Genomic DNA, 25,522 nt, shown 5'->3' on the forward strand with positions numbered 1-25,522 from the left:
CTATGCTGTGTCATCAGCGAGCGCAAGTACGACGGCGCCAGGACCGCATGTCTAGCAGGAGCTACAGCATAGCCTCGTTGTGCCCAGGCCATATCGCACCTCCCCATCAGGATCGAGATAGGGATGGTATTTGAACTTGGGATTGGTGAAGACATCTGGCGAAGGGTGGTACTCGACCCGATTCTCCAGGATGACGCCAAGGCCCCAATTCCGAAGCATGTCCCTTCTCTCGCACCATGTGATGGGCATCTTGGTTGGTGTCGCTCAAGGGTTGCCCAACGCTTCGCGCTGGTGGCGACTGCGGGCGAGATCGCCACCCGCTGGGGGCTGACCGGTTGGGCCGAGGGCGAAGCCATGGCGGCCTCCCTACGGCTGTTCAAAGAATGGCTAGCCTTGCGCGGCGGAGCGGGCGACATGGAGGAACAGGAGGGAATCGACCATGTACGCCACCGACTGCAAACCGGGTTTGAAAGCCAGTTCACGCCCTGGGATGCCGACCCGGCAACGTATTCCCGGACGATCAACCGCCTAGGCTTTAGAAGGCAACAAACAGACGGCGCGCACTTTTACATCTTCCCCAGCTCATTCAGGAACGACATCTGCCGGGGACGAGATGCCGAAAGGATTCTCAGCGCCATGAGCAGGCGCAGCATGCTACAGGTCAGCAACAATCCGAAGGATAGGCGTCTTACCATCAAGCAGCGCTTGCCGGGCATAGGGGGCTCCAATGTCTATCACGTCACGCCCGCCATTTTTGAAAGCGCCGAATGAAACTAGACCTTTCTGCCCTACGTGTTCCCGCTGTAACCGGGAACGGGAACAGGCCGGCCACCCAACCGGGAACAGACAAAGCCTTTTCCATACAAGGAGTTGCGGGTTCCGTTCCCGATGTTCCCGGCGTTCCCGCCCGAAAACACGGCCAACAGGATGCAAGCGAAGCGCTCGCCGACACGCTTGCTGCGCGGCTGGTCAGCTTCGCCAGTACGCAAGGATGGATTCGGCGCGGGGAAGGTGGCGCACTTGCCATCGACATGGACCGGGCCAGCCGAAATCCTGTCTTTGCAGTGGAATTGCCGCGACTTGCTACGGCAGCCAATGCCCTGCTTGCCCCAGCAACACCGTCAGCCCCGCAACGCTACGCCGTGGCGCTGGAATACCGCATAACGCCCGCACACGGCCATAGCGGCGTAATACTGGACCCGGACGGCCCAGTTTCTGCCGTGTTGGCGATAGACGCGGTACAGGGGTCGCACGTGGATTGGGAAGCACTGGCCGCCAAGCTGGCGACACGCGCCCAGCAGGCCGAGAAGGAGGGCCGGACAGAAGCGGCACAAGCCGAACGGGAAGCAAGCCGGCTATGCATGGAGCTGCAAGCCCGCTACGGTGCTACAACCTCCAAGCGTAAGGCCACACTGGACCGGCCAAGCCGTCGGCGGTGAGTTGCCGACAAGGCGGGCAATTCTCGGCACAGTCTCCCAGCGCTACACGGCACCTACATTCCCGCCATGACCGGGAATAGTATGTGTTTAGATGTCGCTCCACGTTTTACCTTGTTCTTTTGCTGCCCCCGCCCGGCTGCCTTTGCTAGATAGTCAAAAATGGCCGGGAACACCGGGTACAGCGGGAACAGATCAAAAAAGCCCATTACCTTCATCCACTTGCCAACGGCTAACCGTTCCCGGCTTGGAAAAGGAGCACCGGGAACGCTGGTCATGCCGGGAACAAGCACAACAGGCGCAGATATAAGGCAGGCTTCTCCCCTTGGCTTGGGCGGTCATAGCTATGGATGACCAAACCACAATGCCGGACGCTGATTCGCCTGCCACGCAAGGGCCGTTGTGCCGGAACGCAGGACATTGCAAGCCAAAGAAGCGGAAAACGACATACCTATGAATTATTGTAGGTTTGTGCTGAACTAAGTAGACATGCCCTTATCGCCACGAATAGTATCCGTGCCACAAATAAGCATGCCGCGACATAGACGGCAAAACGCAGCCAAAAAGGCGCGGGGGTTTTAGGAGTAGGAAATGGTTCCCAAGGGCACTTTTACGTCCCCTCATGACCGCATGGTGTTACCAGCGGCTACACTAGATTTTTCTATTGATCTGCGTATCTCGCGCACTCAAGGCTTAGCCCATTCCGCTTCCCTCTTGGCGTTTGCCTCACCTGGCGAATAGCTAAATTCTCTTTTTGAAAAATTCCATGGCATCGCTTGGCGCGAGGATAGCGCGGTGTTTTTGCGCGCCACCCGCATGCGTGGCATGGGATTAATTAGTCCCAACCCCTGCAAGTAATATTTCAAGGGCGCATTTTCGTATCTGTACATAAGGGATAGCGCGAGTAAAAGCGCACGAGGCACGAAATTAAAACTAAAACTTAAGGAGTAGGAACGCAATGCAAGGATTTTCACGTAAAACACGGCTGACAATTGCACTTTTGGTGGCATTAGGCGGAGTCGGTATGCCCACGGCTTCAGCCGACGGGGACGTTATCGTTATCAGTGCCCCGAGACCAAGGCCTGGCGGCTGTAGTGGCGCACCCAATTGTGGCGGAGGAATGGGGGGCGGCCCCGGCTCTGGTGACCCGCTGCCGGCTCAGCCCGCACCACATGATGGTGGGGGACCGTCGATCAATCAGCTGGCCGCCCAGATGAAGCAGATTGACGTACGTTGCCAGGCAGGTGACCCAAACGTTACCTCACATGATTCTCAAGGTGCGCGTATCGCTTCAGCCCAAGGCGCTTTCGACGCTAAGGGCTTGAGGATGGGCTACGCATGGGACACGATCAAGCGACGCTTGGGTGCGCAAGGTGGCCGTATCACGGTAACCTATGCCGATAACGGTAAGGAAACTTACGACGTTGTCAGCGTCACGAATAGCGTGGCTATCGCTCCTGTGCCTGGCACTCTCGTTCAGGGCTCCGGCAGCGTGGAAGCAACGGATTGCAATAGGGGCTAGCCGTTGCAAGGAGTCGCTCCGTAGGGACTTGAGCCCATGCCAGGAAGTCTCGACGGCGAGCGACTCCCGATACGCTTAAAATGACGTAGGGAACCAAGGTAGCAAACATGAAGAAACCAGTTGTAATCACTCTCTCGTTGTCGCTGCTGGCATTGGCTGGCTTGACTGTCTTTGCGCTTCAGAAGGAAGAAACGACTCCACCGGCAGGCTACATGGTCAAAGCCGCAACCCAAGTCGATGAGTGGCATGTCGTATCGAATAAGCTTGGCGAGTCTATACAAGCCACGCCGGGTGTAGATGCACAAACACAACCGACAACGAAGAGTTTAGGCGACGCCTATGCGAATGCCTCCAACTTGTACGCCTTTGCGCAATATGCCAAACAGCATCCGGAACAAGGGGGCCTTACTTACGCCTATTCACTGGCGCGTGCTTGTACCGGCTTTCTTGACTCGCTGGACCATAAACCGCCCGTCTCTCCGGACGATAAGCGGGATGACCCAGGCACCGAAGCCAAGCGCCAAATAGCGACCAGTAGGATTAATCAGAAGTGTGAAGGATTCGCGCGGGACAATACCAAGGAGCCGATCCTCAAGGATATCTACACCAACACGAAAGCGACAGAGAAAGACCCTTACTTCGGCATATTGGGCAATCCCATGGCCGCGCAGAATTTGATTCGCAGCACCCGTGATACCTATCTGCTGGAAACAGTCTTGTTGGCGGCCTCTCCCATGGTCAATACGGGTGACACCTATGGCCGTTATTTCAAGGGCGAAGTATTGACCGGCGCGGATCGGCAACTGTTCGAGATGGCCGGCAATCTGGCGGCATGCCAACTAGGTACAGGCTGCAAAACGGGAGACGATCTCCTTGTGGTCAGCACATGTGCGTTCGGTGGAATTTGCGCGGATAGCCGCGAAGCGCTCTACAAGGCCCAGATTGCCGAAGAAAAGATGGCGGGTGGCGAAGCAAAGCTGATGCGGTACCGCGACATGATCGTCAGTGCGGCCAAGACGGGCGACATATCTGTCTATACACAGAAAAAATAGCGCTCGTGCCGATGCGGTACACGCCCAGTAGGATGCGAACGAAACGAAGCCCTGATAATGGGGCTTCTTCGTTACCAGCAGCGGCAAGCTGGGGGGCTTATCCCTATCCCTTACTCCTTCGACGACAAAAGTAGGGGAAAAGGAATGGATTACTTATCGAGTAGTGTCTGCCAAAAAGCACGGAGCGGCCAAGCCCCCATAACCTCCCCGGAAGTGGCGGGGGACCCTGGAAGATTCAAGCGCATGCGGGTCGGCATACCCGCGCGATTCAGCTAGTTACCAAGTTTTTCGTCGGTTTCGTTTCCTATCGGCCTAGCTGTGCAGACCACCTCCCACCGCTCCTCGCAAAGCCTTATGGCATAAGGCTTTCAGCAGTTTCCCGGCTATGGCAGCCATCCCCGGTATCGCTCAGCCGAAACGAATTTACCCGTCAAACCGTTTCGTTTTGAAGCGTTTGGAGTCCCCATGCCCACAGTTTCCGTCGATACCCTCGCCAAGCTGCTGGATATGACCCCGCGCCGGGTGCTCTGATCGAGCAAGGAACTAGCCTGGCCAGTTTTCAGGCCGAAAGCGACGGCATGGCTCTCAGTGATTGGCGCATATCTGGATGAGAAGGTGGCGGTATTGATCGCAGGACCCCTGCGGCATGGGTAAAAGCCATCTGACCCAGGCGCTCGGCCATTGCGCAGTTTGCCAGGGCGTGGATGTGCTGTTTATTGGCTAGACGCCATTGGTCGGCAGCCTCAATGCGGCGAGGGCCAGTGAAACGTGTGAGCGTCGATTCTAGCAATTGGCCGGCGGTGCGGTGTGTGGACGGCTTAGTAGCTCTCGCACATGGTGAATCGCCAACAGTGGGATAAAAATCGACACATGAGCGCCAGCCGTCAGTCTCGCCAGTTCAGACGCGTAGAGCTCCGCAACATAAGAAATCGACCTGTTTGTCTGCTTGGCTAGCAGCCAGACGCTAGGCAGATCGGAGAATTCATGATTGGGTCGAGACATAGACACATCGCTCACCTTGGGTTGCCAACGAAAGCGTATCCCCAGTATGAGGCTGGATACCGTACGTCAAACCACATAGCTGAGAAGTCGTGCAGACTGATTGCGACTGCCACACTTCATTTTGCTAACCGGTCGAGGTTTTTCTGTGCGGCCGCGTGACCTTGGGAAGCAGATTTTCGGTACAGGTCGAGTGCTTGCTTATCATCCTGAGGCAACCCTAGGCCGTGTTCGTACAGATAACCGAGTTTGTTCTGCGAAAAAGCATCTCCTTGTGCTGCGGCCTTGCGATACCAGGCAGCGGCTTGGGCATAATCTTGCGGCACCCCACGGCCAGCCTCATACAGTGTCGCAATGCTCAATTCCGCAGTGGCCAGCCCCTGTTCGGCACTTTTTCGATACCACGTCATCGCTTGCGCGTAGTCCTGCGGCACGCCATGGCCCTGTTCGAACATATCCCCGACATTGCATTGGGCAATCGGATGTCCTTGATCCGCAGCCTTGCGATACCAGGCCATGGCTTGTGCATAGTCCCGCGGCACACCGAAGCCTTTCATATACATCAGTCCAAGATTGAACTGCGCGCGGGAGAAACCCTTCTCGGCGGCTTTTCGAAGCCAGAAAAACGCTTCAGAAAAGTCTCGCGGCACGCCTTTGCCATCTAAAAAAAGCACGCCCAGCGCGTTCTGAGCAACTGGCATCCCCTGTTTGGCTGCCCTTCGGTACCAAGCGATAGCCTGTTCATAATCCTGCGGCACGCCGAGCCCCTGCTGGTACATCCATCCGAGGCTGGTCTGAGCAGTCGCACGCCCCTGCTCAGCGGCTTTGCCGCACCAGGCCAGTGCCTGCGAGTCATCTTGCGGCACGCCGAGGCCACCGAGGTACAGCGTACAGAGATTGGTCTGCGCATCCGCATTGCCCTGCTGCGCGCTCTTGCGATACCAAGCCAAAGCTTGCAGGTAGTCCTGCGCAACTTCCTGACCTAGCTGATACATTGAGCCCAGCTTGTTTTGGGCGGCGGCATGGCCGCTTTCCGCCAACGCACGCACCCCATCGAGTGTCGCCTGCTGAAGGTCCGTTTTATGTCCATTCAATCCCGCCCAGGCCATACCGGACAATCCCACTGCCATGGTAAGCAGCCAAATACGTACTTTCATTTCAATTCCCTTTGCTTACTGCGCATCAGCGATTTGAGCTGGGCCCCACCACCACCGCCTTGATCTCAAATTCAACCGTCTCCAAACGCTCCCGCAGCACCGTCTGCTGGTGGCTGAGATGCACCCGGTTCAACACGGCCTGCCCCGCCAGCGCATCCAGATAGGCTTCCAAGGCGCGGCGATCACGCGCCTCGCCGCGCAGGATCAGTTGGCGACTGGTCTTGTCGGGTTGGAATTCGAGTAACTCCACGTCGGCTTTGCCCGCCCGTTCGATGGCCAGGAAGATTTCGGGCCACGGGTAATCGCGCTCGGCTTGAAGTGCCGCCCATTGTTTTTGCGTACGCTGCGACGCCTTGTCGTCTACCGGCTTGGCAGCGCGGCGCTGCTGGGCTTGCAGCCTTTCGCTACGGGCGGCGAGCTGTTCGGTGCGTGCGGCGACTTGATAGGTGTCCTGCGCCAGCCAGGCCGCGCCGATCAACAGCACGGCGACCAGCAGCCACAGCCAGCCGGCATGGCGCAGCGGTGGACGAAGATAGTGGCTAAGCGGGTCCATATTCATTGCCAATCGCTGGGGGTAAGGGCTTGCACCACCGCGCCAGGCAGGTTGGCGACGATCTGTTCGGCACCGCTGCGCGCGTCATCGGTCGCGGCCGACCAGGCGGCGACCTGTTCGACCGCACCGTGCAGGGCAGCCAGACGGCGTAGCAGGCGGGTGGCGGCGGCTTGCGCGTCGCCGGTCACCGGCTCGACGTCGTAGCCGATCAGGCCGGCATGGTCATACAACAGCGCTGTGCTGCGGCTGGCATCGCCCAGCAGCAGCAGGCGCTTACCTTCTCCCGGTGCGCAAGGCGCGCGGTGGTAAGCGGCGGCGGACAGTGGTAGGACGGTGCGCAGGCGCAGGCCGTGTGCTTGGCACAGGGCCGGTAGTTCGGCCACGCAGCTGCGCCGCAATGCATACGCCAGACCCAGCCGACCATGATGACGGAAATCGCTGTGTTGCACCCATTCCCCATCCAGCGGCTGGCCTTGCTGTTCGAAGCAGGCTTGGGCATAGGCGTCGACCTCGGCCGGCGTCTGCAGCGCCGGCTGCCAGGCGAGCGGCACCAGGGCCGCCAGGCTGTCCGAGAGGGTCAGCACCAAGCGGCTGCCCGGACGCCATTGCCCGGTGTGTTCGGTCAACAGCGCGTTTAGTTCAGCCGGCAGATCAAGCGGTGCGGGGCTCGGTGCATATTCGCTCCAGCGCGGCGCGGCGGACCGGCCAAGCTGCAGGCCGCGCCGGCCCGGAAACAGACTGGCGTAGACGGTTTTAGGCCACAAAGGTGACACGATTGACCTCCTGCAATGTGGTCTGGCCGTCGCGCACCCCTTGCAAGGCGACCTCGCGCAACAAGCGGGTGCCTTCGCGGCGGGCCTGTTCCTTGAGCGCGCGCAGCGAGGCGCGGGCGATGATCATTTCGCGCAGCTCGTCGCTGAGGCACAGGACTTCGGCCACCGCCCGGCGGCCCTTGTAGCCGCTGCCGCGGCATTGCGGGCAACCGCGGCCGGCACGGAAGCGGTAGTTTTCCGGGTCAAGGATGCCGGATTCGACCAACAAGGCGGCATCGGGCTGCTGGTCGGTCACGCAGTGCGGGCAGTTTTGCCGCACCAGCCGCTGCGCCACCACGCCCGTCAGGGCCGAGACCAGGTGATACGGGTCCACGCCCATATGCATAAAGCGGCCGATGACGTCGAAGCTGTTATTGGCATGCACCGAGGTGAACACCAGGTGGCCGGTCAGCGCCGACTGCACGGCGATCTGGGCGGTTTCCGGGTCGCGGATTTCGCCGACCAGGATCTTGTCCGGATCATGGCGCAGGATGGAGCGCAGGCCGACGGCAAAGCTGAGGCCCTTCTTTTCGTTGACCGGGATCTGCAGCACGCCGGGCAGCTGGTATTCGACCGGATCTTCGATGGTAATGAACTTATCTTCGCCCTGGTTGATCTCGGTCAAGGCCGCATACAGGGTAGTGGTCTTGCCGCTGCCGGTCGGACCGGTGGCCAGCAGCATACCGTGGGGCGCGGCCGACAACCGGCGCAGTACACGCACGGTGTCGGCATCGAAACCCAGCGAGTCCAGCGTCAGGCGCTGCACCTGGTCGATCAGGGCTTGCTTGTCCAAAATCCGCAGCACGGCATCTTCGCCGTGGATGCTGGGCATGATGGAGACGCGGATATCGATATCGCGGCCCTTGGCGGCAATGCGGAAGCGGCCGTCCTGCGGGATGCGCTTTTCGGCGATATCGAGTTCGGCCAGCACCTTGATACGGGCGATGGCCTGTTCGGCCAGCGCGGTTTTGTTGACGGTGGCAATGCGGTTCAGCACGCCGTCGATACGGAACTTGATCACCAGGCCTTGCGGGAGCGATTCGAGGTGGATATCGCTGGCTTCGCAGCGCAAGGCATCGAACACGGTCGAGTTGATCAAGCGCACGGCCGGACTGGCCTCGCCCTGGATCGATGCCAGGGTCAGGTCGGCGCTGGCGTCGCGTGCCAGTTCGATCGACTGGTCCAGGCCGACCGCATCGGCCACGGCGCTGAAACCGGCCTCGTGCCGTTCCAGTTCGGCGCGCAGCAGGGCCGGATCGGCCAGGTAAAGCGCCGTCAGCGGCAAGGCTTGGGCGGCCAGCCATGGGCCCAGCCGGCTATCCAGCGGCTGGCCGATGGCGGCGCAGAGCCGGCCGGCGGCGTCGTGCCCCACCAGCAGCACTCTTTCCGCCATGTCGGTGTAGGCCACTTGCGCGAAGTCCGGCTGGAGCGGCCAGCCGCTGGCGCAGGCAAGCGGCGGATAGGCCAGCAGGGTGGCGGCCTCGGCCAGCACTGCCTCGCGCGATTGCGGGGAACGCTCGGCCAGCCAGCTCAGCCAGTCGCCGCCGAGGCCGGCGGCTTGGCAGGCCTGCGTCAGTTCGGCCAGAGTCAGGGGGGCATCAAAGTGCATTGGCCATCTCGAAAATCGGGGTATACAGCATCAATACAATGGCGCCGATGACCAGGCCGATGCCGACCATCAGCACCGGTTCGATCAGCCGGCCAGCCACATCGAGCCAGGCAGCCACTTCCTGGTCGTAGAAATCGGCGATCCGTTCCAGCATCTCGTCCAGCTGGCCGGATGATTCGCCGGCCAACAGCAAGCGGTCGGCCACTTCGGTACTGAGGCCTTGCGCTGCCATCACCTGCGACAAGGGGTGCCCCTCGCTGACCGCCCTGCCCGCTTGCTGCAAGCGCGCCTGCATGGCCAAGGGCAAGGCGGCCTCGCTCATCTTCATGGCGGCGAGGACGCTGACGCCGCTGCGCAGCAGCATCCCCAGGGTGCGATACAGGCGGGCCAGTTGCAGGGTCCAGACCTTGTCTCCCAGCCAGGGCGTGCGCAACACGCGGCGGAACACGCCGGCGCGGACAGCCGGTTGCAGCGCCACCAGCAAGCCGCCCAGGGGCAGCGCCAGGCACAGCCCCCAAGCCAGCCAGGGATACCCGTTGACCAGGCTGCCCCAAGCCTGCACCAGGCGCGACATATCCGTCTGCCGGGGCACATCCTCGAATACCGCGCTGAAACGCGGCACCACATACAGCAGCAGGAAGGTCACCACCATATAGCCGACCCCGACCAGGATCGCCGGATAGACGGCGGCGGCCAGCAGTTGGCCGCGAATGGCATCGACCTGGCGCTGGTAGTGCATAAAGCGCTGGATGGCGGCGCGCACGCTGCCGGTGGTTTCGCTGGCGCGCAGCATGGCCAGGTAAAGCGCCGGAAAGACCGAGGGCAAGGCCGCCATCGCTTCCGATAGTTGTTTGCCGTGCCGCAAGCCTTGCAACAGGCTGTCGTAGACGGCCCGATGCCGGCCGGTCCGGTCGTTGCGGCCCAGGATCTCGATCGCATCGACGATGGGCTGGCCGGCTTCCAGCAAGGCGTGCAACTGCTGGTTGAACACCAGCAGCTTGAAGGCCGCGGCGCGCTTGAGACGCGGCAGGCCGTGCCGCACCGGCAGCAGGGTCAGCAGCCGACCGCCGCTTGCTGCCAGCACGCGGCGCGCTTCCGCTTCGTCGGCGGCTTCCAGCTCGACCTGCGTCACTTGGGCGTCGGCCTGGAGGATCTTGGCGCGATAACGCAGCATCACTTCGGCTCGACGCTGTCCCAGTTGGTCACGTCGGCATCGTCGCCGCTGCCGCCGGGCTTGCCATCCTTGCCGTAGGCGATCACATCGGCGTCGCGGCCGTTATCGCCCGGCGACTTGTAGACATAGGCATGGCCCCACGGATCGGCCGGAACGCGCTTCTTCAGGTACGGACCGCGCCAGTTGCCTTCGTTGGCCGGTGCCGCCACCAGCGCGGCCAGGCCTTGGGCAGTGGTCGGGTAGCTGCCGACATCGACCCGGTATTGGTCGAGCGCCTTGTCGAAACCGTCGATTTGCGCACGGGCGACCTGGGTTTGCGATTTGCCGATCTGCGAGAAGTACTTGGGACCGACGAAACCAGCCAGCAGGCCGATGATCAGCAGGACGACCAGCAGTTCGAGTAGGGTAAAACCAGCGTATTTGGGTCTCATTTTCCGCTTTTTTCCGGTTCGGTCGGGGCATCCGGCCCCGTCTCGGGTTGATAGATAAACTGCCAATCTCGGTAGTGCTTGGCGTCCTTGAAACTTGCCAGTTCCGCCGGAAAGCCATCGATTTTCTGCGGCGCCTGCATGGAGAGGGAATACACCCCCATGATGCCGCCGCTGGGGGCCGTCACCAGGCCCAGTCCTGGCTAGCCCGGATGGGGTCACGATACAGGCGGCGCAACGGCCGCTGCGGCCGCAGCGGGCGCTGATCCAGCAGCAAGGCTTCCAGCGTGGCCGGGTAGCGCACGCTGCCGCTGCCAGTGCGGTAATAGGTACGGATGGCAGCCCGGTAGGCTTGGCCGACATGGAGCAGCTCGACTTCGCGTTCGCGCAGCTCGGCCGTACGGCTGTTTTCCAGTGCACGCGTGGTCAGCACCGCCAGGATGGCAACCAGGAACAGTGCGACCAGATAGCTGAAACCGTGCTGGCGACGCATCACCAGTCCTTGAACCAGCTTTTGTCGCGCGCCTGGCCGGGCGCCGCGCTGCGTACATCGGCAATGGCGCCGTTGCCGCTCTCGGCCGGTGCGATCGGCAGCCAGCTCTCCTTGCTCTGTGTCAGTGGGTCGACCGGAATGCGGCGCAGATATTTATGGTCGACCAAGTCTTGCAGCGCTTCCGGGTATTGGCCCCGGTCGGCATAAAATTTGTCGATGGCATCGCGCAGCAGGTACAGATCCTCGCGCAGCACATCCTCCTTGGCCCGTTCCAGGTTGCCGAAATAGCGAGGCGCGGCCAACGACAACAGCGTGGCAATGATGGCCAAGGTGACCAGCAACTCGATCAGCGTAAAACCCTTGGTGCGCATGCTTACCACTCCCTGTAGGCCACGCCGTTCAGGCCGGTCTGCGTGGAGAGCGAGTAGACGTCGAACACATCGTCGCCGGCCAGCGGCTGGTCCGGCGGCGAGTCGAAGCGGCGCGTGCCCCAGGTCTGTGCAGCCGGCGTGGTGGCGTTCGGATGGAAGGGATCGCGCGGCACCCGGCGCAGAAAATACAGCATGGCCCCGCCCTGGGCCTTCGCATTCGGCACACCGGCCGCCAAGGCGGCGAGCGTGGGGGGATAGCCGTTCTGGCTGCCGGCGCCATCCGCCTGGACGATACGTCCATCCGTCGTGGCGACCTTATAGGCATCGATCGCCTGGCGGATATCGCGCAGCGCACGCCGCAGCTCGTGCTCCTTGTGGCGCTTGAGCGTGGTCTGCGCCAAGGGCATGGCCATGGCCGCCAAGGTGGCGATAATGGCCAGCGTGGCCAACAGCTCGATAAAGCTGAAACCATCCGCACGCGAGGAGAGAGACAGGCGCGACATGGTCAAGGCAAGATGGCGAGCGGATGGTGCAGCGGCAGTACCGGCGCGGCGCGGGGCCCGACCGGCGCCATGCCGACCAGGCTGATCTCCGCCGCCAGGTCCGCCTGCAGCGGCTTCAGCTCGATCAGCAGCAGGTTGCCCTGCCCGCTCACCCCGTCCGGGCCGGAACCGGCCAGACCGACCGTGATGCGGCCGCTGGCCGAATCGACCAATTGACTGAAGCTGACCGGCGCCGTGCCGAAGAAATCGCCCAGCCGGACCGACACCACTTCAAGGCGACTGGGGTCGAACAGTAATTGCATCGGTGCGGCGCGCAAGGCTTCTGCGCTATCCAGCCGCAAACTCAGCTGGATGGTCTCGCCGAGCTTGGCTTGGCTCGGCCCTTGCCAGCTTAGGCGCAATCCGACGGGCGCCGGCACGGCCTCGGACGGCTTGGCGGCCGGCTCGGCCGCGGCGAGGGGCTTGGCCACCGCGACCGGCGTCTCCAGGTTGCGCAACTGCAAGGGCTTGGTCCGCAGGCTGGCTTCCGTACCGGACCAGAACGATTCCGCCGCCGGCGACTGCCGCTGGATATTGCGGATCAAGCGCGGCGTGATCGACAGGACGATCTCGGTCCTTTGCTTGTCGTCCTTCTGGCTGGAGAACAAACGGCCCAGCAAGGGCAGATCACCGAGCAAGGGGAGGCGATTGGCCGAGGAACGGTCTTCGTCGCTGATCAGGCCCGCCAGCACCTGGGTTTCGCCATCCTTCAGCCGCAGCACGCTATTGGCGCTGCGGGTGCCGATCTGGTAGGCCTGCGAACCGTTGGTGGTCTTGACCGCACCGACCAGCGAACTGACTTCCAAGGCCACCTTGAGGCCGATCTCGTCGCGCAGATGCACATCCGGCTCGACTTCCAGCTTCAGGCCGACATCCATGTACTGGATATTTTCGCTATTGAAGCCGGTCGAGGTGGACGTGGTGGTGACGATGGGCACTTTGTCGCCGATCAGGATCTTGGCCTTCTCCCGATCGCGCACGCGGATACGCGGATTGGCCAACAGCTTGGCATCGCCATCCTCCTGGTGGAAGGTCATCGTGGCACTGGGCAAGGTAATGCCCAATTTGCTGGCGTTCAGATTGCGCAGTTCGCTCAATTTGAAGCTCGGCGAGGCGGCATTGGTGGTCGAATTGCTGGCGTTGTTGGTGAGCGGTGCCACCGTCAACTGGTCGGTCAGCTTGACGCCGAGATCGAGCAGGCGCGAGCGCTTCACTTCCAGCACTTCCACTTCCAGCATCACCTCCGGCTCGTCCAGGTCTTGCAGTGCGATCAGTTTTTCCGCCAGGGCAATGGTGTCGGGCGTTTCGCGCAAGATCAGCATATTGAGCTTGTCGTCGACGTACACTTCCTTGAGCTTGAGCACGGTCTTGAGCAGATTGGCGGTCTGCTTGGCTTCGCTATTGGCCAGGTAAAAGGCCTTGACCAGCAGATCCTGGTATTCGCGGCTCTTGCCGCCGGTATTCGGGTAGATCAGCACGCTGCCCGCGTTGAGGATCTTCTTGTCCAATTGGTTGGTGGTGAGGATGACATCGATAGCGTCTTCCAGGCCGGTCTGCTTCAGGAAAACCGTCGTGCGCTGATCGCCTCGCACCTCGCGGTCGAAGATAAAGTTGATGCCGGTGGTGCGCGATAGGGCCTCGAACACCATCTTCAGGCTGGCATCGCGAAATTCCAGATTGATCGGTTTCTGATACATGGCCCCGAGACTGGGTGCGCTCAGCAAATCTTTCGCCTGCAGCGTCTCGATCTCGCGCCGCAGCGCCTTGGCCTCGGCATGGTTGGGGTTGTCGGCCAGGGCCCGCGCCAGCCATTGCGCGGCCTGCTCGCTATCACCCTGCTGCAAGGCGGTGCGCGCCCGCCCGGTCGCGTCGACGGCTTGCGCCAGCCGGGTGAGTTGCACCAGTCCTGCCTTGGCACGGGCATTGTCGCGATCGAAGCTCAGAATGGCGCGGTAGTGCTGCTCGGCCTCCGCCTCGCGCCCCGCCGCCAGTGCCGTTTCGGCCCGGCTCAGCAATTGCCGGACGGCGGTTTCGCGCTGCTGCAGCCAATCGGCCCGAAAACGGGTATCGCGCGGCTCCAGCTCGGCCGCCTGCTGCAGCTCGCGGATGGCCTCGGCGTATTGGCCGTCCGCCATGGCGGATAAACCGGCACGGTGGTGGCGATCGGCGGCGCAGCCACCCAGGCCCAACAGGACCAAAAGAATCAAAGTGCGCCCAGGCGCGGTAGTGAAAATCGGCATAGCGGTTTATTCCGAGGCAGCAATCGGGAGAATCTGCTTGTCCCCGGTCGGTAGATATTCGAATTCGATGTGCTGGGCATCCATGCGCAGCACCTTGTAGCGGCCTTCCAGCGTATCGCCGGGACGCGCCAATAGCGTCTGTTCGTCGTGGCTCAGGTACATGACCTGCGCACCGCCATCGTTGAAGCTGCCCATATAGCGGAACGGCAGTGCAGGTGGAGCAGGCCGTGGCGGCGGAGGCGGCGGCCCCACCAACTCGGCCTCCTGAACGGGGTTGGGTATCGGCGCTGCCACGGGCGGCGGTGCTTGCCAGTTGCGCGGGGCGAACGGGTCGGCCACGGCTAGCAACGGCGCTGCCGGCGCAAGCGGCGGGGTCGTCACCGACGCCGCCTTGACCAACAACGGCCGGGCAGCGCCAGGCGCAAGCACCCCTTCGACCAGCTCGACCTCATCCTCCTCGACCGGATAGACGATCGCCACCAGCGTAGCCGCCAGCAAACCCGCCCAGATCATCCAACGACGCCGCGCCGCGTTATCCATGGGACGGCTTCCGGTAAAACGCCGAAATTGTCGCTTCACAGCTCAGGTCGGCCAGGCCAATGTCTTCGCGGCTGCATTGCACGCCATCGATCACGATATTGGGCTGCCCTGCCTGCAAACCGGCCAGGAAACGCCGCACCGCCGGATAACCGGCCAATAGCGTCAAGCTGGCGCGATAACGGAGATAGGGCTGGTTCGCACTGTCGTCGAGCGTGAAGGACAGCTCGTCCAGCGGTAGCTTGGCTTGGTCGGCCGCCCGATTGAGCGCGCCGAGTAATTGCTTGCTCTCGAATGCCGGCAAAACCACCGTGCTATCGGCTGGCTTAGCCACCAAGGGCATCGCACGCGGCTGGGATGCTTGCCAGATTTGCGCGGTTTCCAGTGCCAATTGGCCTTGGTGAATATGGGTCGCCAGGGCCAGCAGGAAAGCCAGCACCGCCACGCCCAGCGCAGCCACCAGCCTCGGCTGAGCGTACAGCAGACGACGGGCTTGGAAGCGGTAGCGGGACAACAGCGGGGACATGACGAGCGGGTGGGAGATGAGGCAAAGGGCGCGGATTATATCGCAAGTCTTTTCTGTATGTCCTTATTAATTAAGGATTTTTCCTGAGCAGACCAACCACCACTTACAAATACCACACGGAAGTGTCGGCATGAAATCGAATGTCTTGGATTTCCCGCTAGAGGCGGTCACGTGTGCGCCTGCCGAGACGGTGTATCACCATCAGCATGACTTTGTCCGAGTGTGCGTGGCAATAGGGAATCGGCGCAGGTGACGTTGGATAATCCACTTCCAAGCAGTTACTGGAATAGTTCATTCAGCGAGTAAAAGTTCATTCATCCGCCTTTTTTAGCCCATCAATTATTTCATTCCAATAGCGAACTGCTTCAATATGCTGCTTCCTTGTAAGCATCACTTTATTGCTTGAATCAGTCGGATCCCCCCCAAGAATTATTGGGGTGATCTCAAATATCTCCATCCCTTTCGTAGATGGATCAGCAAGTCGCCGAGATTTGTGCGAAGACATTTTACTGCACCGCCAGAAAATCAATGAATTCATCAAAGCCTGAAGCCAACACTCGGATATCTTCCAAATCCATACCTATAAAAGGGACTTGAACGATCGGTGCGGGTGATTGGCGCGTATCGAAAGCAAACCCTTCTCCTCCCCCGTTCGATCCGATCAAGACAAGTCCAGGGGCGTATTTTTCCACCTGGTATTCCAAATTAAACTGACCCAATTCCTCGGCCGACCAAAGTATCAAGTAATTGTCGCCAATGAATCCTTCCCCCCCATTTTTCCATTCCAGGAACTGTTTGTAGTCAGCAGGGAGCAGCCAAGCCAGCTTGGCCTCCGCATCACTTATCGCATTTTTCGACGATCCCAGCTGATTGTCAAAATCAGCGAATGCATTCGAATCCATGACTCTCTCCTTTTCCCCTTATGGGAGAAATTGTTCTATCGATTTTTGCAAATCCGTCCACCATGGCGTTACTTGTTGGCGGTGAAGGGACCGGTCAATGATCACTTTATTTGCTGGATCAGTAGGGCTGCCGTTAAATTTCACCGGCTGAACCTCATGTATATCCACAGGCTTCCCCTTCAAATCCAGATCTTTGCGAAGCGCCTTGTTGGCCGCATCTGCGGCTTTACGTGCAGCATCGTACTCCGCTGAACCCTTTTTTAGTAGGCGCATCGGCTCCGTAGGCTTTGGCACACCTGGCGGATAGCCTTTCCAATCACTAACAGAAAAATCGCCTGGCTTTATCACACGTGGCCCAGTCGTAATTACGGCCTCAGGCGCCGATTTTGTCACCAATGGGCCAACGGGAATCACCGGTGCCAGTTGCTGCGGCGCGGGCCGTCCACCAATACCACCGCCAGCGGCCGCGGAAGTCATAGCCAGCTGCTGGCCTTCTTGGGAGGCTTCTGAGCAAGCCGCACCACAAAGTTCGCCAATCGATCCCGTCTGCATAGGGCCATTGCTAGCGCCTGCACTTCCCCCCGTGCCACCGCTTACGGTCGTACCGCCAATTGCCGAAGCTTTCCTCTCGCCACCGGCATTGCCGCGTTCGTCGTTGCCGCCATACGAGGTCATCGATAGCATCGTGCTGCCCGGCGACTCACCCTCCATTCGGACGCGACTACCCGTTTGGAAATCCTGATCCAGCTTCCCTATGACATTCTCATTGATATTGGTCTGCCCGCCCTGCCCAGCCGTGAACCCGGTCGGATCGGTCAGGTTGGTCGGATTATTCCATACGTAGCTGTAGCGGTTGTAGCTCTGGCTATGCTCCGGATCCTGGATGATGGGGTCGGCACTCATAAAGCGCGCCACCAGCGGGTCATAGACCCGGCCGTTCATATGCACCAGGTCCAGCCCGTCCAACATCTCGTGACCGGTAAAGCCCTTGTTGTCGATCACCCCGTCCACGTTGTTGGCGCTACCGTTCAGGTTGCGGCGTTTGCCCCAGGCGTCGTAGCTCAGCCTTTCCTTGAGCGCGCCGGTTTGGTCGCTGATGGCCACCACACTGCCGAGCCGGTCCTCATGGGTCCAGTGCTGGTCGGTGCTGCTGCCCTTATCAATTTCCACGCCCAAGCCGTTCGGCCAGTAGGTCTTGATGGACTTGACCGTGCTGCCGGTGGTTTCCGCTTCGATGGCGCCGGCGTAATAGATGGTGGTGCCATCGCTCTTGATCTGCTTGGCGCGCTGATGCTCGGTGCCGTAGGCGAACTGGCTCGATACGCCGCTGGCGCAGCTACCATCGGCGCTGATGCTGCCGGTGGTGATGCAGTGCGGCATATCGAAGCTGGTCCAACTGAGCTTGCGGCCGGCACCTTCGATCAGGTTGCCATTGGCGTCGTAGCGGAAGGCGCCCAGGCTGCTGATGCTGCTGACCGCGTGCGGGCCGCCGCTATTGGCGGCGCGCACGGCCTGGCCTTGTGGCGGGTAGGTGTAGCTGCCCACGCCGGTCTTGCTCTGCAGATTGCCGATGGCGTCGTACGCGAATTCCTGGACGGACGAGCCGATGGTGGCCTTGCTCAGGCGGTTCAATTCGTCGTAGCCAAACGTCTCCGTCAAGTTGCTGGCCGTCCAGAACTGGTCGCGTTGGATGATATTGCCCAGCGGGTCGTAGAAGTAGTTTTCCCGCAGTAACAAGGCGTCCTGTGGGCTCTTCAGATCGTTGTTGCTCAGGCGGCCGGTAAAGTCGTTGTAGCTCTGGATCACCTTGAGGCCGTTACCCAGCTTGGCTTCGACGACACGATTGGCGGCGTCTTGCTTGGTGGCCTCCCACAGCGCTACGCCCTGCCGTTCGATCTTGGTCAGATAGCCGAACTGGTTGTAGCGCTGGTCGAAGCGCTTGGCTTTGCTGATGTCGTTATCGCGTTGGTGAACCTGGGTTTGCAGCCGGCCCCAATCGTCATAGGTGGTCGTACTGGTGTAGGCCTTGTCGAGCTGCAGCGTGGTGGTCTTGAGCCGCCCCTTGTCGTCATAGAGATGCGTGCGTTGGTAGTCCTTGCTGCCGCTACGCAGGGTATACGCTTCGGCAAGTTGGCCGATGCCGTAGGTAGCGGTGTCGTAGACCCAGCGGCTTTCCAGGCTCGGTTCACTGCGGCTGGTCAGTCGGTCCAGATCGTCGTAAGTCGAACGGGTGACCTGCTGCTTGGCATCGGTCTGTTTCCAGACCCGGCCCAGCGGGTCCACGTCGTAGTGGATAGCGCCCAGATCGAGGTCGTTCAGATCGGTCTTGCGGCCCAGCAGATCATACGTAATACGGACGATATTCTTGCCCGGGTCGATCACCTGGGTCAGGTTGCCGAAGGCGTCATGGCCGTACTCGGTGATGCCGCCCTTGGCATCCTTGCTGACTTCCAACTGGCCCAGCACATTGCGGATATCGGTCTTGATTTGCGGCTTGGGGCTGGGGTTGGGATTGGTCAGGACGGTTTGCAGGCCCTGATAGGTGGTCGTGCTGAACTGCTCGCCGCCGCCTTCATTCCAGGTGGTGACCTTGATCACGCGATCCAGATCGTCGTAGTCGTTGCGGCTGGCGCGCACGGCGATGCCACCCACGAAAAAGGGCTGGTCGCTTTCTTTCAGGCGGCCGCGATGGTCGTAGCGGTTGTCAGTGGCGATGACGCGACCATCGAAGCCCCAGCTCTGGCTGCGCAAGGCATGGCCGGCGTTGTCGCTGTAGAGCAGGGTCGGGACGGCGATGCGGTCGGCGCCCTTGTAGCTATCCGTAAAGGCGACGACCGCTGCGCCGGCCAACGGGCAACTACCGTTGCATTGCTTCAGGTAGCTGCGCGTTTCGGTACCATCCGCGCGCAATTCGGCCAATTTGCGGCCGAAGCCATCGACGGTCCAGGTGGTTTTGAAACCGTTCGGGCCAGTCAAACTGGTTTGCGCGCCGGTGCGGAAGTCGTAGACCAGGCTTTCGCTATGGCCGGCGGCGTTCTTGCGGGTTTTGACGAAGCGGCCCTTGGCGTCGTATTGGAGATCTTCGACGGTACGGCTGCGGTCGTTGTTGCTGACCGGGTCGCGCCAGGTCTGGGTCTTTTTGTTGACCAGGCCAAAGGGGTTGCCGCTGCGGTCGAAGGTGGTCAACAGCTTGAGCTTGAGGCTGGCGTCGTTGGGCTCAAGGGTCTCGCTGGCCGGCAGGCCCTTGGCATCGTAGCCATAGGCGACGGTACGGCTGATGGTCTGGCCATAGCCGTCGGTCTTGGCATTGACGGTGCGGCTAAGCAGGCCTTGCAGCCAAGGTGCGTCGCCGGCATTGGCGGCCTGGTAGGTGTTGACCGTCAGGTTGCGGAAGGTCTTGCCGTTGCCGCTGATCAGGCTGTCGCTTTGCTTGAGGTTGCCCCAATCGTCGTAGCTGGTGGCGGTGACGGTATGGCCCAGCGGGCTGCGGTCCAGGTCGTACTTGTCGCCGATCTCGCTGCCGCTATAGACGAACCAGGTCGGGCTACCGTTGGGCTGCGCGAGGGTGCGGACTTGCGCATCGGCGGTGGTCTCGCTGAGGACTGCGCCGCTGGCGGCAAGGGTACGCTTACGTTCCAGCATGCCCCGGCTTTGCCACTGCGCCGGGTCCTGGCGGGTGGTGATCAGGCTGCGGATGCCGCTGGCCTGGGCGGTGGTCTCGATCACGCGGAAGCCGGGATTGGCACGGCCGGTTAGCTCGACCGCGCCGGCGGCGTAGCGATAGCTGGTAACGATTGGATCGGCCACGCCATTGTCGATGCGCAGCTTGCTGACGACCTTGCTGGGACCAGGGGCGATGCGGCGCAGCGGATAACGCACCGTATCGGCAGCGGCGGGGTCAAGCGCAGCGGCGCTGGTCAGGTGGAGATGACTGTCGCGCAGCGAACCGTATTCGACTTGGCTACGGCGAAGCGTGCCATCGGTGACGGCAAGCAACTTATCCAACGCTTCGCCAGGCTGGGCCGTTGACTCGGCGCTAAATACTTCCCATTTGCCGCCTGGCGTGTAGTTGACCAGGTCCATGCGGCCATCGCCGTTGAAGTCGCCGGTAAGAATGCGCGAGGTTTCCAGCCAAGTACTGCCAGGATAGTTAGGACGCCCTTGCGGCTGGGTGGGGTAACCCAGTTGCGGTAGCGTCCAGCTTTCGCATTGGTAGCCACCGCTGCCGGTGATCCGGCAAACGCGCTGCACGCCCAGATAGGGTTCGCCGGCCAGGATGTCGGCTTCACCATCGCCGTCGATATCGCCGACGGCGCGGATCCGGAAGTCGATCTGGTCTCCACCGCTGCCGGTGCGGTAGCCCGTATCGAGCAGGCTGCGGCAGTCCATGCCGGCGACCCCGCCTGTAGGGGATGGCGCACCGGTCGCATAGCACAGCCGCCCGCCGGTCTTCCAGTCCTTGTCGCCGCCGGACAAGCCGAACAGCAGATCGGTGTAGCCGTCGTGGTTGAAGTCCGCCACCAAGCTGCTTTGCCAATGGGCTTCTTCAGCCAGGCGATAGTGGATGGTATTGGCTGGTGGGTTCTTCTCCACGCTGAGCGTCAAATAGTCGATCAACTGGTAATCGGCTGCGCCGCGTTCGGTGCGAAGATTCGCCCAGACGCCGGTATGGGTATTGACCCAATTGCGGCTTTCTCTATCGTAGCTGGCCTGGGTGAGCCGCAAGCTGTCGGCGCGGCCGTCGCCATTGATATCGGCACTGTCACCGCTGTATTTGCGCTCGATCAGTACACCCACGCGGCCCACATTGAACACGCCGTTGCCTTGTAGCCGGCATTGGAAACCCGTATCCGTGGACAGACAGAGTTGGTCGTTATAGGAGGTACCCTCCTCCGCAGAGAAACTACTACCGGGCACCAACATATCGGTGCGGCCATCGCCATTGAAGTCGTAGGTGGTATGGAGGCCGCCCGTGTTGCCACCCGCAATGGCATCTGCCTCAGCCCACGCGTTGCAGGCAAAGCCCTGGCCTTCGCGAAAGCGCGCGTAGCAAATCTGGCGTTTGCTGACGAATCGGCTACGTACCACGCCAATGCCATCGACCATGCCTTCCGCGCCTAGCAAGTCCAGCTGGCCATCGCCGTCGAAGTCGCCCGTTTCCAGCACGGTAAAGGCGGCAGGCTGGCTGGTGAACACGTTCTGGCTGTCGAAACCACGGCCATTGCCCAGGAACAGCCTGTGCATCCGGCCACTGACGCGGCGCTTGTCCAGCATGTCGGTGTAGCCGTCGCCGTTGAAGTCGCCCATCACCACCATATCGCGCGGGTCATTACCTTCCTCGGCCACACGGAAGTTGCCCTCTTGCCGCCAACTCATGCCGGAATGCCAGTCCTCCAGAATGGGACCGTCCCAGTTGCCCAGGCTGACGAAACGCTTGGCCGTACCGGCTGCCGGTTCGCCCCATTGGAAGGTGGTGGCTGGCAGACAGCGGACGGCGCTGTTGCGGTTACGGTCGCCGTCGCAGCGCTGCACGCTGCGCAGCAGACTGCGCGCACTGCGCGGGCTTTGTACGTAATCGAGGGTATAGACACTGGCGATGTCGCCGCCATCGCCATTGGCCGCCGTATTGACCGCCGTGGTGATGGTCTTGAGCCGCTTCAGCAGATACGCCTTGCCGCCGGCGCCCCAGCCGGTGGTGTTGTCGGTGTTGTCCGGACGGTTTTCGTAGTCGAGCCGCACGATCACGTCGGCGTTGGTGGTGGCATGGCCGCCGTAGCGATACCAGGAGGGCAGGTTTTCACCGACGCTGGGGTCGTTCCGGTAGCCGAGGGTCATGCGGTTGCCGGAGCGGTCTTCCACTCGGTCCAAGGCCCAGCTGATGGCCTCCGTCTTACCTTGGGCCTGTACATAGCTATTGGCCTGGCCATCCAGGCCATTGACGCCGAAATAGCGGGTGTGGCCAGACTTGGTCTCGACCTTGAAGCCCAGCTTGCCATTGGCACTGAAGCGGCTGATGCGGCTGAAGCTGTCGATTTCGGTGCGGTATTGGGCGTTCTCCGCCCAGTAGTTGGCATCGTTCATCGCCAAGTTGACCAGAACCAGCCGTTGGCCATCCAGACACAGGCGGTCGCGCGTGTCGAAACGGACGGTGTCGTGCTCGCCATCCTGGGCAATGCTGCGACTGCAGCGTTGCACGCTGGACCGGCCGCTCAGGCTCCAACCCAGCCCGGCGAGGCCGCTGCTGCCGTTGCTGTTGTAGTTGAGACTGAGGCTTGGAGCCAAACCAGCGGTACCCGGCGGGACGGCAATCGGCAGGCTATAGCTGGCCGCGCCACCGCCAACACTGAGCTCGCCTGGCAGACTGCCGGCATCCACCCCGCCAGTGATCAGGCCATCTACATAGCTGGAGGCGAAGCTAATCTTGACGGGGGTATCACCGCCGCCTCCCTGACTGGCCGTCACGGTCACCGCAACCGGCGCACTGGTGGTCACGCCACCCAGACTATCAACCAGTTTGGCCGTCAGATTGGCATAGTTGCCCACCGGCACAGCCGTCCAGCTGTAGCTATACGGCGCACTGCTGTCCTCCCCTAATTTGGTCGCGCCATTGTAGAACTCGACACGGGTAATGCTGCCGCTGCCCACGGTGGCTGTGGCATTCAAGGTGATACTGGCCGGTGCCGTCAGGGTCTTGCTGGCTTCCGGGCTGCTCAGACTGATGGTCGTACTGGGGATGACCTGCACGTAGCGGTGGGCCGCATACAGCGTGGTATTGCCCTGCTGGATACGTGCAGTGATCAGATACGGTGCCGCACGAGGCGCGACCCCGCGTTTGGTCACATAGCAGGTGCCCGCTTCACTATCGGCCGTGACCCCTTGCGCCTTACCTAGCCATGCACCGTCGAACAAAAAGGACACGTCGTCGCAACTACCCGTGCCATTGCTCAGCTTGATCCGCATAAAGATATCGGACACACCCTTGTACACCGCCCCATCGGCCGGGGTGGTCAGGGCAATGCGCAGGCTGCCCGGCATGGTGCAGTTGCGGTCCTCGCAGGGCAGTACCAGGCTGCCGCTGGCGGCAGTGGCCTGGACGAAGATCGGGCTGCCGGCGTAGCTGCTGGTATAGGGACTCAGATCAAAGCGCAGGCTGTGGCCGACGCCGGGGGTGCCGCAGGCGGCTTGCACGGCGGCGTTGTCCAGCTCGTCGCTGAGGTTGGCCAGGTTGGCGGTGCCGATCGGCGTGCCGCCCAGGGCTTGGGTGGGGGCGTTCAGGAAGACCTGGTAGCTCATGGCTTGCGCCGTACCGGCCTGGCAAGTCCAGCCGACCAGCTGCGCCTTGCCGTCGGCACTGCTACGGATGCCGCTCAGGGCGCCCAATAGCGGGCTGGTGGTGATATTGACCGGGAACGGCGTGGAGTCGGTGCTGGCGCCCTGGTTGTCGGTGGCGCGCAGCTTGAACCGGTAGAAACCGGCCGGCAGATTGTGGACATAGCTCAAGCTGGCGGTGGGCGTTGTACCCAGCACGGTCTTGATGGGGGTGGCGCTATAGCCGCTGCCGCTGTCGAGCAGCAGTTCCAGCTTGGCCACTTGGCCACCGACGTCGCTGCCGCTGCCGGTCAAGGTGATGGCGGCGGTTTGGCCGGCCACGATCCGGACATTGCTGGGACTGGCGCTGAGCGTGGCGGTAGGCCGGGCCGGATTGGCGCCGGCAACCGTGTTGAGGAGTTCGACACTGCTGGTCGAACCGCCGGGACCGGTAGCGGTCCAGGTGCAGCTTGACGGATAGCCGACCCAGGCGGCACTGGCCGTGCCGGGGATATTGCCGCTGGTGGCCAGGGCCAGATTGCTGACCGTGTAGCCGGTACCGCTGGCGGTACAGCTTAACGACACGGCGGTGGCGTTGGTGGTAGACCAAGTGGAGGTATACGCCTGCCCCGCCGTCATGGTGGTGGGATTGCGCTGTACCGTGATGGTCGGTGCCGGCGGCTTGACCGTGGTCAGCGTTTCCCCCTTGCTGCTGGAACCGCCGGGACCGGTAGCGGTCCAGGTGCAGCTTGACGGATAGCCGACCCAGGCGGCACTGGCCGTGCCGGGGATATTGCCGCTGTTGGCCAGGGCCAGATTGCTGACGGTGTAGCCGGTACCGCTGGCGGTACAGCTGAGCGAGACGGCCGTGGCATTGGCGGTGGACCAAGTAAGGTTATACGGCTGGCCAGCCACCATGGGCGATGGCACGCGTTGCAGATTGATCGTAGGCGCGGGCGCAGCAGCGACCGTGGTGAAATAGTCCGGTGCGGCAGCGCTGCCGTCCGGGCCTTTGGCGGTCCAGATGCAGCGTGAGGGATAGCCGACCCAGGCGGCGCTGGCCGTGCCGGGCGCGCTGCCGCTGGTACCGACCGTACCTGTACCCGCAAAGCCAGTACCGGCGGCGGTACACTCGAATGTGACCGACGTGGCGTTGCTGGTGCTCCAACTGACGCTATAGGGCTGACCGGCAATCAAGGGCGCGGGCGTGCGCTGCACCGTGATCGTGGGTACCGCCGCCAGGGCGGACACGCCGAGCAGCAAGGCGCCTAAGCGCGCCAGCCAATTCGTACCACGTGTATTGCCCAGTACCGCCAAACGATCTGCCACGCCTGCTTTACGCATTTGGTTCTTTTCGATAAATCAAAGTGATAGCGCGCACAACGAGGAGGATGGCACGCCCGGCTAAGCGCCGGGGCGCGGAATATATATGAGCAGGATTGGAATGGGCAAGCGAATTATTGCGGCGCAACAAACAATCCAAGGCAGCAATGGCTTGTAGACTGGGTTGTGGGCGAAAGCGAGGAAATCTACTTGCGCCTAAAAAAAAAGCATATCGCCATACTTCACTACCTGCCAACAGGTTAGCGGACATGCTCCAAGGTTATGCCAGTACTTATCCCCAGGGTGTGGGGATAGCTTCAGGGAGAGTACGAAGCGGCTATCGGCGCGGCCCGGCTCAGCAACTGCCAACTGAAGTCATGGCAACTCGACAATGAGGCAGATAGGCGAGTTCACGTGTGACCAGCGCGTGAATACATAAACTGCTTGAAGCCGCCGGGGGATAGTTGGGAGACCGCAAAAACCTTGCAACTACATGGTTTTGATGAGATCAGAGCGGCTTGGGAATGGCGCCTCCGAC

Annotated in this window: 20 protein-coding genes; 3 read left to right on the forward strand and 17 right to left on the reverse strand. The window is 61.5% G+C overall.

Features of this window, described 5'->3' with window-relative positions; genetic code table 11:
* Positions 1–123: 123 nt before the first annotated feature.
* Both FNU76_RS06290 and FNU76_RS06295 read left to right on the forward strand, forming a co-directional pair.
* Complete coding sequence (locus tag FNU76_RS06290) at positions 124–771, forward strand: hypothetical protein (protein ID WP_143856914.1); 648 nt, start codon at positions 124–126, stop codon at positions 769–771.
* 299 nt (positions 772–1,070) lie between these two features.
* Complete coding sequence (locus tag FNU76_RS06295; protein ID WP_143856915.1) at positions 1,071–1,439, forward strand: hypothetical protein; 369 nt, start codon at positions 1,071–1,073, stop codon at positions 1,437–1,439.
* 53 nt (positions 1,440–1,492) lie between these two features.
* On the opposite strand, the gene FNU76_RS06300 is transcribed toward FNU76_RS06295, so the two are convergent.
* Both FNU76_RS06300 and FNU76_RS06305 read right to left on the reverse strand, forming a co-directional pair.
* A complete protein-coding gene (locus FNU76_RS06300) occupies positions 1,493–1,714 on the reverse strand; it encodes a hypothetical protein (RefSeq protein ID WP_143856916.1) in 222 nt (73 codons plus the stop codon).
* 408 nt (positions 1,715–2,122) lie between these two features.
* Complete coding sequence (locus FNU76_RS06305) at positions 2,123–2,410, reverse strand: hypothetical protein (RefSeq protein ID WP_143856917.1); 288 nt, start codon at positions 2,408–2,410, stop codon at positions 2,123–2,125.
* A gap of 655 nt (positions 2,411–3,065) precedes the next feature.
* Here FNU76_RS06305 and FNU76_RS06310 point away from each other — a divergent pair.
* Positions 3,066–4,010, forward strand: coding sequence for a hypothetical protein (locus tag FNU76_RS06310; protein WP_143856918.1), 945 nt, complete (start codon positions 3,066–3,068; stop codon positions 4,008–4,010).
* Positions 4,011–5,128: 1,118 nt separating this feature from the next.
* Here FNU76_RS06310 and FNU76_RS06320 read toward each other — a convergent pair.
* From FNU76_RS06320 to FNU76_RS06395, 15 genes are all read right to left on the reverse strand, one after another.
* Positions 5,129–6,166, reverse strand: a complete 1,038-nt coding sequence (locus FNU76_RS06320) for an SEL1-like repeat protein (protein WP_143856919.1) — start codon at positions 6,164–6,166, stop codon at positions 5,129–5,131.
* 25 nt (positions 6,167–6,191) lie between these two features.
* Positions 6,192–6,725, reverse strand: a complete 534-nt coding sequence (locus FNU76_RS06325) for a hypothetical protein (protein ID WP_223879247.1) — start codon at positions 6,723–6,725, stop codon at positions 6,192–6,194.
* Positions 6,722–7,492, reverse strand: a complete 771-nt coding sequence (locus FNU76_RS06330) for a hypothetical protein (RefSeq protein ID WP_143856921.1) — start codon at positions 7,490–7,492, stop codon at positions 6,722–6,724. The genes FNU76_RS06325 and FNU76_RS06330 overlap by 4 nt, the downstream gene beginning before the upstream one ends.
* Positions 7,473–9,140: a GspE/PulE family protein gene (locus FNU76_RS06335; RefSeq protein WP_143856922.1), complete on the reverse strand. Its 1,668-nt coding sequence runs from the start codon at positions 9,138–9,140 to the stop codon at positions 7,473–7,475. The genes FNU76_RS06330 and FNU76_RS06335 overlap by 20 nt, the downstream gene beginning before the upstream one ends.
* Positions 9,130–10,314: a type II secretion system F family protein gene (locus tag FNU76_RS06340; protein ID WP_143856923.1), complete on the reverse strand. Its 1,185-nt coding sequence runs from the start codon at positions 10,312–10,314 to the stop codon at positions 9,130–9,132. The genes FNU76_RS06335 and FNU76_RS06340 overlap by 11 nt, the downstream gene beginning before the upstream one ends.
* The gene (gspG, locus tag FNU76_RS06345; protein WP_143856924.1) at positions 10,314–10,745 is read right to left on the reverse strand and encodes a type II secretion system major pseudopilin GspG; all 432 of its coding nucleotides are present in this window, start codon (positions 10,743–10,745) and stop codon (positions 10,314–10,316) included. Before gspG ends, FNU76_RS06340 begins: the two co-directional genes overlap by 1 nt.
* Positions 10,742–10,930, reverse strand: coding sequence for a hypothetical protein (locus FNU76_RS06350; RefSeq protein ID WP_143856925.1), 189 nt, complete (start codon positions 10,928–10,930; stop codon positions 10,742–10,744). The genes gspG and FNU76_RS06350 overlap by 4 nt, the downstream gene beginning before the upstream one ends.
* Entirely contained in the window at positions 10,927–11,235 is a 309-nt protein-coding gene (locus FNU76_RS06355; RefSeq protein WP_143856926.1) for a type II secretion system protein, read from the reverse strand. Before FNU76_RS06355 ends, FNU76_RS06350 begins: the two co-directional genes overlap by 4 nt.
* Positions 11,235–11,606, reverse strand: coding sequence for a type II secretion system protein (locus tag FNU76_RS06360; RefSeq protein WP_143856927.1), 372 nt, complete (start codon positions 11,604–11,606; stop codon positions 11,235–11,237). Before FNU76_RS06360 ends, FNU76_RS06355 begins: the two co-directional genes overlap by 1 nt.
* Positions 11,607–11,608: 2 nt before the next feature.
* Complete coding sequence (locus FNU76_RS06365) at positions 11,609–12,109, reverse strand: type II secretion system protein (RefSeq protein WP_143856928.1); 501 nt, start codon at positions 12,107–12,109, stop codon at positions 11,609–11,611.
* 2 nt (positions 12,110–12,111) lie between these two features.
* Positions 12,112–14,388 (reverse strand): secretin GspD/PilQ domain-containing protein, encoded by a 2,277-nt coding sequence (locus FNU76_RS06370; RefSeq protein ID WP_143856929.1) that lies wholly within the window; start codon positions 14,386–14,388, stop codon positions 12,112–12,114.
* Between the two features lie 6 nt (positions 14,389–14,394).
* Positions 14,395–14,928, reverse strand: coding sequence for a hypothetical protein (locus tag FNU76_RS06375; protein WP_143856586.1), 534 nt, complete (start codon positions 14,926–14,928; stop codon positions 14,395–14,397).
* On the reverse strand, positions 14,921–15,451 hold the full coding sequence (locus tag FNU76_RS06380; protein ID WP_143856930.1) for a GspMb/PilO family protein: 531 nt from the start codon (positions 15,449–15,451) through the stop codon (positions 14,921–14,923). Before FNU76_RS06380 ends, FNU76_RS06375 begins: the two co-directional genes overlap by 8 nt.
* Positions 15,452–15,957: 506 nt before the next feature.
* Positions 15,958–16,353 carry an SMI1/KNR4 family protein gene (locus FNU76_RS06390; protein ID WP_143856932.1) on the reverse strand — a complete coding sequence of 132 codons (396 nt, stop codon included), beginning with the start codon at positions 16,351–16,353 and terminating at the stop codon, positions 15,958–15,960.
* An 18-nt stretch (positions 16,354–16,371) separates the two neighbouring features.
* Positions 16,372–25,005, reverse strand: a complete 8,634-nt coding sequence (locus tag FNU76_RS06395) for an RHS repeat-associated core domain-containing protein (protein ID WP_143856933.1) — start codon at positions 25,003–25,005, stop codon at positions 16,372–16,374.
* Positions 25,006–25,522 lie beyond the last annotated feature (517 nt).

The organism is Chitinimonas arctica (assembly GCF_007431345.1).
Lineage (GTDB): Bacteria > Pseudomonadota > Gammaproteobacteria > Burkholderiales > Chitinimonadaceae > Chitinimonas > Chitinimonas arctica.